At 40.2% G+C, this 11766-nt stretch carries 12 protein-coding genes; 7 read left to right on the top strand and 5 right to left on the bottom strand.

The genetic code is table 11. The features are described 5' to 3' along the window. Positions 1–7: 7 nt before the first annotated feature. The 7 genes from ndk to folE all read left to right on the top strand — a co-directional run bounded on the left by ndk (position 8) and on the right by folE (position 5335). Positions 8–472: a nucleoside-diphosphate kinase gene (ndk, locus tag CZ225_RS20655; RefSeq protein ID WP_077155307.1), complete on the top strand. Its 465-nt coding sequence runs from the start codon at positions 8–10 to the stop codon at positions 470–472. Positions 473–493: 21 nt separating this feature from the next. Beyond that, complete coding sequence (locus CZ225_RS20650) at positions 494–1375, top strand: peptidoglycan DD-metalloendopeptidase family protein (RefSeq protein ID WP_077155306.1); 882 nt, start codon at positions 494–496, stop codon at positions 1373–1375. 108 nt (positions 1376–1483) lie between these two features. Continuing rightward, entirely contained in the window at positions 1484–2026 is a 543-nt protein-coding gene (locus tag CZ225_RS20645; protein ID WP_025075716.1) for a DUF1599 domain-containing protein, read from the top strand. Then, on the top strand, positions 2016–3371 hold the full coding sequence (locus tag CZ225_RS20640) for a BT_3928 family protein (protein ID WP_077155305.1): 1356 nt from the start codon (positions 2016–2018) through the stop codon (positions 3369–3371). Before CZ225_RS20645 ends, CZ225_RS20640 begins: the two co-directional genes overlap by 11 nt. Positions 3372–3435: 64 nt before the next feature. Continuing rightward, a complete protein-coding gene (gene tpiA, locus CZ225_RS20635) occupies positions 3436–4194 on the top strand; it encodes a triose-phosphate isomerase (RefSeq protein WP_077155304.1) in 759 nt (252 codons plus the stop codon). A 93-nt stretch (positions 4195–4287) separates the two neighbouring features. Next, positions 4288–4737 (top strand): SPOR domain-containing protein, encoded by a 450-nt coding sequence (locus tag CZ225_RS20630; protein WP_077155303.1) that lies wholly within the window; start codon positions 4288–4290, stop codon positions 4735–4737. A 7-nt stretch (positions 4738–4744) separates the two neighbouring features. Then, positions 4745–5335, top strand: coding sequence for a GTP cyclohydrolase I FolE (gene folE / locus CZ225_RS20625; protein ID WP_077155302.1), 591 nt, complete (start codon positions 4745–4747; stop codon positions 5333–5335). A gap of 26 nt (positions 5336–5361) precedes the next feature. Here folE and dnaG read toward each other — a convergent pair whose 3' ends face one another. The 5 genes from dnaG to CZ225_RS20600 all read right to left on the bottom strand — a co-directional run bounded on the left by dnaG (position 5362) and on the right by CZ225_RS20600 (position 11520). Then, complete coding sequence (gene dnaG, locus CZ225_RS20620) at positions 5362–7440, bottom strand: DNA primase (RefSeq protein WP_077155917.1); 2079 nt, start codon at positions 7438–7440, stop codon at positions 5362–5364. A 116-nt stretch (positions 7441–7556) separates the two neighbouring features. Beyond that, the gene (locus tag CZ225_RS20615) at positions 7557–8330 is read right to left on the bottom strand and encodes a prephenate dehydrogenase (RefSeq protein ID WP_077155301.1); all 774 of its coding nucleotides are present in this window, start codon (positions 8328–8330) and stop codon (positions 7557–7559) included. A 38-nt stretch (positions 8331–8368) separates the two neighbouring features. Further along, the gene (locus CZ225_RS20610) at positions 8369–9430 is read right to left on the bottom strand and encodes a bifunctional 3-deoxy-7-phosphoheptulonate synthase/chorismate mutase type II (protein WP_077155300.1); all 1062 of its coding nucleotides are present in this window, start codon (positions 9428–9430) and stop codon (positions 8369–8371) included. Positions 9431–9515: 85 nt separating this feature from the next. Continuing rightward, a complete protein-coding gene (locus CZ225_RS20605) occupies positions 9516–10697 on the bottom strand; it encodes a pyridoxal phosphate-dependent aminotransferase (protein ID WP_077155299.1) in 1182 nt (393 codons plus the stop codon). After that, positions 10672–11520 carry a prephenate dehydratase gene (locus CZ225_RS20600; protein ID WP_077155298.1) on the bottom strand — a complete coding sequence of 283 codons (849 nt, stop codon included), beginning with the start codon at positions 11518–11520 and terminating at the stop codon, positions 10672–10674. Before CZ225_RS20600 ends, CZ225_RS20605 begins: the two co-directional genes overlap by 26 nt. Positions 11521–11766 lie beyond the last annotated feature (246 nt).

Below are 11766 nucleotides of genomic sequence, written 5' to 3'. Positions count from 1 at the left end.
GCATATTATGCTTGAAAAAACATTGGTCATTTTAAAGCCTTGTACCCTTCAACGGGGATTGGTTGGTGAGATCACTCATCGCTTTGAACGTAAAGGATTACGATTGGCTGGAATGAAGATGATGCAATTGACCGACGACTTGTTAAGTGAACATTATTCCCACTTGAGCAGTAAACCCTTCTTTCAACGGGTGAAGGACTCGATAATGGCAGCTCCTGTTATTGTTTGTTGCTTTGAAGGTGTGGATGCTATTCAAACAGTCCGTACGTTGGCGGGACCAACTAATGGACGTTTGGCTGCACCAGGAACCATTCGTGGAGATTATAGTATGAGTTTTCAAGAAAATATCGTTCATACTTCTGATTCCCCGGAGACGGCAGCCGCTGAATTAACCAGATTTTTTAAACCGGAAGAAATATTCGATTATAAGCAGGTTACATTTGACTACTTATATGCAAATGACGAATATTGATTGAATAATTGACGAGAACGAATGAATTTTAATTGTATTATTAAAGCAGGATTGGTCGCAGTAGCGGCTATGGTCAGTTTGAGCTCTTTTTCTCAAGACCTGATTGCCCGCCAGGCACCAATAGATAAAAAATTAAAAACAGTAGACTCTTTGGCATTGCAAAAGCAAATTCGTATTGAGCAGTCCGAGTACCCTGCCCTTAGTCTATATCCAACTTGGAATAACCAATATGTACATGCATACGGAAAAGATGTTATTATTCCTGATTCTTATACTATTGACTTGACAGGTTTCCATATGCCGACCCCGAGCACAAAGATAACTTCACCTTTTGGTCCGCGTTGGAGAAGAATGCATAATGGTTTGGACTTGAAGGTGAATATCGGTGATACTATTGTAGCTGCTTTTGATGGTAAGGTACGTATCGTAAAATATGAACGCAAAGGATATGGTAAATATGTAGTGATCCGTCATGATAATGGTTTGGAAACTGTATATGGCCACTTGTCTAAACAACTCGTAGAAGAAAATCAATTGGTAAAAGCTGGTGAAGTGATTGGTTTGGGTGGTAACACCGGACGTTCTACAGGTTCACATCTTCATTTTGAAACTCGTTTCTTGGGGATTGCAATCAATCCGGTTTATATGTTTGATTTCCCCAAACAAGATATCGTAGCTGATACATACACATTCCGTAAGAATCAACGTAAGAATTCGACTCGTGCCGGTTCTCATGATGCGGAAATAGCCGATGGAACGGTTCGTTACTATAAAGTGAAGAAGGGTGATTCTTTGTCACGTATTTCTAAGTTAACGGGAGTTTCTATTACGAAACTCTGTGAATTGAATCGTATTACAACTAAGAGTACTTTGCGATTGAATCAAGTTTTGCGTTGTTCGTAAAAAGTAATACAATATAATCTTTTGCAGAGGGCACTTTAATATAATTTAGAGTGCCCTCTTTCTGTTTTTACTTAATTATTGTTACCTTTGCACACTATTTGGAAGAAAATGAAAGATACCAAGCAACAATTTGAACATGTCATCGCTTTGTGCCGTGACTTATTTTCCAAGAAGCTGCATGATTATGGGCCTGCATGGCGCATCTTGCGTCCGGCTTCGGTAACTGACCAGATTTTTATTAAAGCTAACCGGATACGTAGCATTGAAATAAAAGGAGTGACCTTGATAGATGAAGGGATTCGTTCTGAATTCATTGCTATTGTTAATTATGGTCTAATAGGATTGATTCAATTAGAATTGGGATATGCTGAATCTGCGGATATAAGCAATGAGGAAGCATTGGCATTGTATGATAAATATGCTAAAGAAGCTTTGGAATTAATGCTTGCCAAGAATCATGATTATGATGAAGCTTGGAGAAGTATGCGTGTTAGTTCTTACACAGACCTGATCCTGATGAAAATCTATCGTACCAAACAGATTGAGAGCTTGTCAGGAAACACTTTAGTGTCGGAAGGTATCGATGCCAATTACATGGATATGATTAATTACTCTGTTTTCGGACTGATCAAAATAGAATTTGAAGGATAAGCATATACATATCATTCAGCAGATAGGAGCGAATGTTTGCCGTTTTTTGTTGGCAGCAGCATTTATCTTTTCCGGGTTTGCGAAGTCTGTAGACCCGCTAGGCTCGCAGTATAAGATACAGGATTATCTTTCAGCGTTCGGGATGGCATCCTGGTTTCCTTCCTTTTTCCCGTTGTTAGGGGGGATTATTCTATCTGCGATTGAGTTCTCTGTCGGTATTTTCTTGTTTTTCGGTGTCAGAAGATCAGTAGCTTCTACTTTAGCATTGATCCTGATGATTTTCATGACTCCGTTGACTTTATATCTTGCACTTTTTAATCCGGTTTCTGATTGTGGCTGTTTTGGTGATGCATGGGTATTGACCAATTGGGAGACTTTCGGAAAGAATGTGATATTGTTGATCGCAGCAGTCATCGTATTTAAAGAAAGAAAGCTGCTGATCCGGTTTGTAAGTCAGAAAATGGAGTGGTTGGTATCTCTATATACTTTGTTTTTTGTATTTACATTATCGTTTTATTGCTTAGACCGTTTGCCGGTTTTAGATTTCCGCCCTTACAAGATTGGAAAGAATATCCCGGAAGGCATGACTATTCCGGAAGGAGCTAAATCCAGTGTGTATGAAAGTATATTCACTTTAGAGAAAGATGGAAGAAAGAAAGAGTTTACGTTAGAGAACTATCCGGATAGCACATGGAAATTTATAGATACCCGTACGGTCCTTAAAGAAAAAGGATACGAACCTCCTATTCACGATTTCTCGATGATGGAACTGAATACGGGAGATGATATAACAGATGATGTACTGACTGATATGGGATATACCTTCCTGTTAGTGGCTCATCGTATTGAAGACGCTGACGATAGTAATATCGATCTGATTAATGAAGTTTTTGATTATTCTGTAGAACATGGTTATAAATTTTATTGCCTGACTTCTTCACCGGAAGAACAAATTGAATTGTGGAAAGATAAGACAGGAGCTGAATATCCTTTTTGCCAGATGGATGATATTACACTGAAAACGATGATACGTTCTAATCCGGGATTGATGTTAATAAAGAATGGAACCATCCTGAATAAGTGGAGCGATGAAGATATCCCGGATGAGTATGTGCTGACTGATAAGCTGGAAAATCTGCCACTGGGTCAAGTGAAGGTGGAGAGTGATACTCATACGATTGGATTTGTCGTTTTATGGTTTGTAATACCATTGTTGTTGGTGTTAGGAGTAGATATCTTAATCGTTCGTCGCCGGGAACGCAGAGCTACTAAGAAACGACAAAATAATATGAATGAAAAGAAAGAGGAAACAAGAGAGGATAACGGAGAGAAATCTTCATTCTAAGTTATCTGCTTGAAGATTTATAAATAGATAGTAATTTATTAACCCTTTAAATAAAAAGACAAAAATGAGAAAGAACATTGTTGCAGGAAACTGGAAAATGAACAAAACCCTTCAAGAAGGTATTGCTTTGGCAAAAGAACTGAACGAAACATTGGCTAATGAAAAGCCTAACTGTGATGTAATTATCTGTACTCCGTTCATCCACCTGGCTTCTGTTACTCCATTGGTAGATGCTGCTAAGATTGGCGTAGGTGCTGAAAACTGTGCTGATAAAGAATCAGGTGCTTACACTGGCGAAGTTTCTGCTGCTATGGTAGCTTCTACAGGTGCCAAATATGTAATCTTGGGTCACTCTGAACGTCGTGCTTATTACGGTGAAACTGTTGCTATCCTTGAAGAGAAAGTTAAATTGGCTCTGGCTAACGGTCTGACTCCGATCTTCTGTATCGGTGAAGTTTTGGAAGAACGCGAAGCTAACAAGCAAAATGAAGTAGTAGCAGCTCAATTGGCATCTGTATTCTCTTTGTCTGCTGAAGATTTCTCTAAGATCATTTTAGCTTATGAACCGGTTTGGGCTATTGGTACTGGCAAAACTGCTTCAGCAGAACAAGCTCAGGAAATCCATGCTTTCATCCGTTCATTGGTAGCAAATAAATACGGTAAAGAAATTGCGGACAATACTTCTATTCTTTACGGTGGTAGCTGCAAGGCTTCTAACGCAAAAGAATTGTTTGCTAACCCTGACGTAGATGGTGGTTTGATTGGTGGAGCTGCTTTGAAAGTTGCTGACTTCAAAGGTATCATTGATGCGTTTAATGCATAATTAAAATCTTTTAGACGCGGATTACATGGAGATACCTAACTCTATAAGTAAGAGTTAATCTGTGAAATCCGTGTCTATGTAAAAAATCACTGAATGAAAAAGCTATCTTTATTTATCCTATTGTTTGTTTTTACGGGCGTCGGTGCGCAAGCACAGAATATCGTAAAGAGTCTGGAACGTAACGTACCGGGACAGGGAAAGGTGACCATTCATCAGGATCCTGCAATAGAAGCGTTGATCGGTGTGGAACGTATGGGAACGGGTGAGCAGAAAGTATTGAAAACTTCCGGATTCAGAGTTCAGGCATATGCCGGCAATAACACCAATGAAGCCAAAAATGAGGCTCATAAAATAGGCTTGCGTATTAAAGAGTATTTTCCGGAACTGACAGTATATACTTCGTTCAATTCTCCTCGCTGGCTTTGTCGTGTGGGGGATTTCCGAAGCATTGAAGAAGCGGATGCCATGATGCGTAAGATGAAAGCAACCGGTGTATTTAAAGAAGTCTCTATTGTTAAAGACCAAATTAATATTCCTTTATAATCTGATTATGTTAGAAAAAGAAGAAATAGACTCTCCGAATCTGGAGGAGTTGAAAAGTCATTATCGTAGTATCATCACCCTTTTGGGAGAAGATGCAGAACGGGAAGGTTTATTGAAAACTCCGGAGCGTGTGGCTAAAGCAATGCTGAGTTTGACAAAGGGCTACCATATGGATCCTCATGAAGTGCTCCGCTCGGCTAAGTTTAAAGAAGAATACAGCCAGATGGTGATTGTGAAAGACATTGATTTCTTCTCTCTTTGCGAACATCATATGTTACCGTTTTATGGAAAGGCACATGTGGCATACATTCCCAACGGATATATTACCGGACTGAGTAAGATTGCTCGGGTAGTCGATATATTTTCTCACCGTCTCCAAGTGCAGGAACGTATGACACTGCAAATCAAGGAGTGTATTCAGGAAACACTTAATCCATTGGGAGTAATGGTTGTAGTGGAGGCGAAACATATGTGTATGCAAATGCGTGGGGTGGAAAAACAAAATTCCATAACTACCACCTCCGACTTTACAGGTGCATTCAATCAAGCTAAAACTCGTGAGGAGTTTATGAATCTGATTCAGCACGGATACTCGTAACGGTTTTCTGCTTTGAAACAAGGGGATTATCGCAGAACTACGCGATCCCCCAAACGTTTAGCCATAATACTTTGTACTCCTCTTAATTCATTGTAACGTTGCATCAGTGAGTTACACTTTTCATTGTCATTAGCGAGAGATGGATCTTGCAATGCATAAAGCATGTGTTTTAATTCTTCTGTTACAATTGCATATTTGAAGTTTATCATTAGCATGGGAACTAATTCATAAAGACGTTCCTCATCCGTCACAATCTTCTGTGATTTCGAGTGATATTTACTGAGTTGATAACGTACATTAATCAAATCGACACTTAGTCTGCTGATAGTCGGATCTGGATGCGCCAAGAAATAGCGTTCTGCCACAAATCCTGAGTCATGAATATGCGTTGCTGCTTCCGACAGAATCTGGCGATGTAACGGGTTATGAAAAGCAAGATCATCTTCTTTTAAATCATTGATAACGTATTCTATGACAGTTACAGGAGCCTCATTTCCTTCTTCATCAGTCAGTTTGCACATGATTTTTTCGCCATAACGGACTACCGCTTGTAAAATCAAACGTTCAAATTTGTAGAACTCTTGTCCTTCTTTTCCTTCCTGAGGAATAAAGGAAGTATAGCTATCCTCCTGAAAAGCAGGTGGAACTTCCGAATATCCAGCACCTGCTTCGGGTGGTACTGGAACATCTCCGTCAGGCGTTGGAATATTTTCTCCAGGTACAGCCTGAGGCATATTGGCTGCTCTTTCGTTAATTCTACGTTCCCGTTCAGTTTGTTCCACTCGTTTTTCCGCTTGTGCTTCTCGTCTTTTAGCTACCTCGGATACAAGTAGTTTATCTTCTACATGCAGTAACTGGGCACATTCTTTGATATAAACATCCCGTATAATAGCCTCTGGAATAACGGAAATACTTTGTACCAGATTGCCTATCAGTTCTGCACGCTTGATCGGATCTTTGCCGGCGTCTTCTAACAATAAGTTTGTCTTGAAGCGGATAAAATCACTTTCATGCTCTTTGATGAAGGCTTGGAATTCAGTGGAGTTATGTTTACGGGCAAAAGAGTCCGGGTCATCACCGTCAGGAAGCAAACATACCTTGATATTCATTCCTTCTTCAAGTAGCATATCGATTCCTCGGATAGAAGCTTTGATACCCGCCATGTCACCGTCATAAAGAACAGTGATATTATTAGTGAAACGATGGATCATACGGATCTGTCCCGGCGTCAAGGCCGTTCCAGAGGAAGCAACTACATTCTCTATACCCGATTGGTGCATGGAAATAACATCCGTATAGCCTTCAACCAGAAAGCAACGATCTTGTTTTACGATCGCTTGTTTCGCGAAGTAAATACCATATAATTCATTGCTCTTATGATAAATCTCAGATTCGGGAGAATTGACATATTTTACTTTGACTCCCTTTGTTGCATTGGCAAGTACACGTCCGCCGAAAGCAACAACTTTGCCTGATAGTGTATGAACAGGAAAAATAACCCGTCCCCAGAAACGGTCGCGTAATCGATGGTCGTCTGTTTCGTAGCAAAGTCCGGTCTTAACAAGATATTCTTTTTTATATCCCTTTTGTAGAGCTTCTTGTGCAAAAGCGTCATGACTGTCGGTACAATATCCTAATTGGAATTTCTCAATAATGTCATCTCGAAAACCACGGTTACGGAAGTATGCCATACCGATGCTGCGACCGTCTACATGGTTTTTTAAAATATTCTGAAAGTAGTCCCGTGCATAGTTATTGACGATGAAAAGACTCTCACGTTCACTTTGGACCAGTTTCTCTTCATCACTTAACTCCCGTTCTTTAATTTCAATATTGTACTTCTTGGCAAGGTATTTCAGAGCTTCCGGATAAGACATCTGCTCATGCTCCATTATGAAATGTACAGCATTTCCCCCTTTTCCACAAGCGAAGCATTTACAAAGTCCTTTGGCAGGAGAAACATAAAAAGAAGGTGTTTTATCATTATGGAACGGACATAAACCGACATAATTCACTCCACGTTTACGCAGAGTGACAAAGTCTGATACAACATCTATTATCTGTGATGCATCTAATATACGGTCTATTGTTGCTTGATCAATCATTATTCTTATCTCCTGTGGATCCGTTTTTGCGGATACAAAGTTACGCATAAAAAAATCCTCTGCAAAAAAGATTTTTAGCAGAGGATCGTTAAATATAGCCTATACAGGCTAAAGGATTATTTAATTTTCTCCCGAATCTTCGTCAGATACTTCTTCATTCCTTCCGCATCTTTGTTTTCGATGATTTCAAGCAGATTTTTTAGCTCTGTCCTGATATTGGCTACTTGTGACGGGGTACGGGGATTGAATAAAATCTCCTGAAGCAGGTAGTCATCTTCGTTCAAAAGTCCTTTGGCGATAGCCATATGTTTTTTGAAGGTAGTACCGGGTGCTTCCTGATGTTTCATTACTGCTGCAAACACAAAAGTCGATACAAATGGAATAGACAATGAGTAAGCCACTGTCTCATCATGCTCGTCAAATGTATACTCAAAGATATTCAGGCGTAATGTCTGGTAAAGGTCTTTGAAGAATACCTTTCCCAAGTGGTCACCTTCGCTGATGATAATTGCATTTTCGCTGCTCAGATTGCTGAGGCTGGCAAAAGTAGGACCAAACATCGGGTGAGAAGAGACATAACGGAAACCACTTTCTTCATAGAATTTCTTCAGTCCGGTTTTTACCGAGGCGATATCACTGATAATACAGTCCTTGGGTAACACAGGTAATACGGTACGGAAGGCATCAAGAGTATACTTCACAGTAGCAGCATTGATAACTAATTCCGGTTCAAATTCTTTAATCTCTTCTAGTGTAGTGAAACGATAGGTGTTATAGACAAAACGCAATTGGTGCGGATTGACGTCAAACACGGCCGTCTCGTGCTGGAAACTTAATATATCGGTAAAGAAGGAACCCATTTTTCCGGCTCCAAGGATTAATATTCTCATATCTTTATTTATCAGTTTATTACGTAGTAATTCTCCTATTACTTATTAATGATTTCCATCTGTTGGCGAACAGATTCTTCGTGGATGGCTTCGAATATCTTTTTCATGAATTCTCCATCCATACCGCAATGCTCACCTTGTGCACCACGCTTTTCCAAAATTTCGTTATAACGTCCTGCTTGGAGAACAGTGATTCCATGTTCTTTTTTATAAGTACCGATTTCGCGTGCTACACGCATTCTTTTCGATAATTCCTGGATGATGTTATCGTCACATTCATCAATTTGTTTGCGCAATTCGGATAGGTTCTCTGTTGTTTGAGTTTCGGTACGGATCACTAATAAGTTGAGGATGTAATCCAGTACATCCGGAGTAACCTGTTGAGAAGCATCACTCCATGCACAATCCGGGTTGCAATGGCTTTCTACAATCAGGCCGTCGAAATTTAAATCCATTGCTTGCTGGCAAAGAGGAGCTACCAATTCTCGTTTACCTCCAATATGGCTAGGATCGCAGAAAATAGGTAAGTTAGGAATACGACGGCGTAGTTCGATTGGAATATGCCATTGAGGAAGATTGCGATAAATTTTCTTATCGTAGCTGCTGAAACCGCGATGGATAGCTCCAAGACGTTTCAAACCAGCGTTATGGATGCGTTCCAAAGCACCGATCCATAATTCAAGATCCGGATTTACCGGGTTCTTCACAAGTACAGGAATATCTACCCCTTTCAAAGCATCCGCAATTTCTTGTACGGCGAAGGGATTGGCAGTAGTACGTGCACCTATCCAAAGAATATCAATACCCGCTTTCAGACATTCATAAACATGCTTTGCGGTAGCTACTTCGGTAGAAACATACATACCTGTTTCTTTTTTCACTTCTTTCAACCAGGGAAGGGCTTCTACTCCGATACCTTCGAAGCCTCCCGGTTTGGTACGTGGCTTCCAGATTCCGGCACGAAATATTTTAAGTCCTTTAGCAGCCAGTTGTTTGGCTGTATCCATAACTTGTTCTTCAGTCTCTGCGCTACATGGACCGGCGATGACAATCGGTCTTTTCGCTTCAATGTTCGGTAATAAAATTGATTCGAGTTCCATATTCTTTCTTTATTTTTATTTTATTCTAATATTCAGTTTTTATCAGGAGATTTGTCCTATTCCTTTTGTTTCTCTCTTTAGACGATTAGGAAAGTTTCTTTATTCTCTCCAATGCTTCTGCCAGTTTGCCGTCTTTACAGCAAAGAGAGATACGGATATATCTGGCTCCATTACTTCCGAAGATAAATCCAGGTGTAATAAACACTCTTGCTTCATGGAGTACTCTTTCCGTCAGTTCCTCCACATCCTTGCAGGAAGCAGGAATTTTTCCCCAAAGAAACATACCTACCTGTTTTTCATCGTACGTGCAGCCCAGTGTATTCATAATTTCACCTGCCAGATGACGACGATTCCGGTAATTCTGGTTGTTACCTTCGTACCAACTCTTCTCTGCTTCTAAAGCGGTGGCTGCTGCCAGTTGCATGGCACGAAACATTCCGCTGTCAATATTGCTTTTCACTTTCAAGATCCATTGGATAAAGTCTGCATTCGAGGCTATCATTCCGATACGCCATCCCGGCATATTATGGCTTTTACTCATGGAGTTGAACTCGATGCAACACTCTTTAGCTCCCGGTACACTGAGAATACTAATTGGCTTTTCGTTCAGGATAAAGCTATATGGATTGTCATTGACAATCACGATATTCTTGCGACGTGCAAAGTCTACCAAACGTTCGTACAGTTCCGGCGTTGCATTGGCACCTGTTGGCATATTGGGGTAGTTGGTCCACATTAATTTAACCCGGCTTAGATTCATCTTTTCCAATGCTTCAAAATCCGGCATCCAGCCATCCTCTTCTTTCAAATCGTAATTAATCACCTCTGCACCAAGTATTTTACTCAGAGAAGTATAAGTCGGATATCCTGGATTGGGGACCAGAACTTGTTCTCCCGGATTAACGAAAGCGAGCGTGACATGAAGGATACCCTCTTTTGAACCGATAAGCGGTTGTATTTCAGTATTTGGGTCTAGTTCTACTCCATACCAGCGTTGATACCAATTGGCAAAAGCTTTACGAAGTTCAGGAATACCTACATACGGCTGGTAACCATGTCCATTAGGGTCGTGTGCATTGTTGCACAATGTTTCGATCGTCTTTTCCGAAGGCGGCATATCAGGACTTCCGATTCCCAGACTAATAACATCTTTGCCCTCAGCATTCATTTGAGCTACTTCTTTTAGTTTTTTGGAGAAGTAGTATTCACTGACACTACTCAGCCTATCGGCTGGAGATATCTTATATGTTTGATTTTCCTTCTGCATATTCGCCTAATAATTTAAGTTCTTTGGTTAATGGAGTGATTGCCGTAATAGATTGTTTATATCTCAGATAATCGTTGAAAGCCACATCTACATAAAATTGGTATTCCCATTCACGCCCGATGATCGGCAACGATTGTATCTTAGTCAGATTGATATTATAGAACGATAAAATTGATAACACTTGTGAAAGGCTTCCTTCTGTATGTGGCAGTGTGAATACCATACTTGCTTTATTGATAGCATTGGTATGATGTTGGCGAAGTTCATCAACCTGCCAAGGATCGGCCACTACTAAAAAACGGGTGAAGTTGTGTTTATTGGTTTCGATACCTTCCTGTAAAACTTTCATTCCATAGCACTCTGCTGCTGTTTTGGAACAGATGGCCGCATGTCCTTTCAAGTTCTCTTTTTTAATAATTTCTGCGCTGCGTGCTGTGTCTTCCCCTTCTACGACTTTCAGTTGTGGATGTTGATTCAGAAACTCGCGGCATTGCATTAATGCGATAGGGTGGGAGTTCACCTCGTTCAAATCCTTCCAGTCTTCATCCGGGAGACAGACAAAACTGTGAGAAATGCGCAGTTTGTATTCTCCAATAATTTGTGTGCCGCTTTGTCTCAATAGCTCATTGTTGTGTAACAAACTACCTGCAATTGTATTTTCAATGGCAAGCATCCCGATGACTTGACTGTCTTTCCGGATCGATGTAAACACATCCTCGAAGTTGGCACAACAGATTAACTCTATTTCTTCTCCTTCGAAATACTTGTGTGCGGCGATGTCGTGATACGAGCCGATTGTTCCTTGAATTGCTATCTTTTTCATTGTTCTAAATTTCTATAAATAAAAAAATCCCGCGTCCATGTCGGAGCGGGATTCATATGATTGCTTTCTTCATTCAGTCCTTAAGCATCACTGTCACTTGATACATACAAACTCCCGCTCCACTTTGTTGCTAAAGTAAAAGTAAAAAAAGAAGTAATATGCATAAGTAAATGATTTCATTCGAATCTTGATTTTTTAGCTTTAATTTTTTAATTCATGGGGCAAAAGTAATACTTTTCTGTTAGA

The organism is Bacteroides bouchesdurhonensis (assembly GCF_900155865.1).
Taxonomy (GTDB): domain Bacteria; phylum Bacteroidota; class Bacteroidia; order Bacteroidales; family Bacteroidaceae; genus Bacteroides; species Bacteroides bouchesdurhonensis.
Note: the sequence above shows the minus strand (reverse complement) of the source record. Positions and strands in the feature narration are given on the sequence as shown.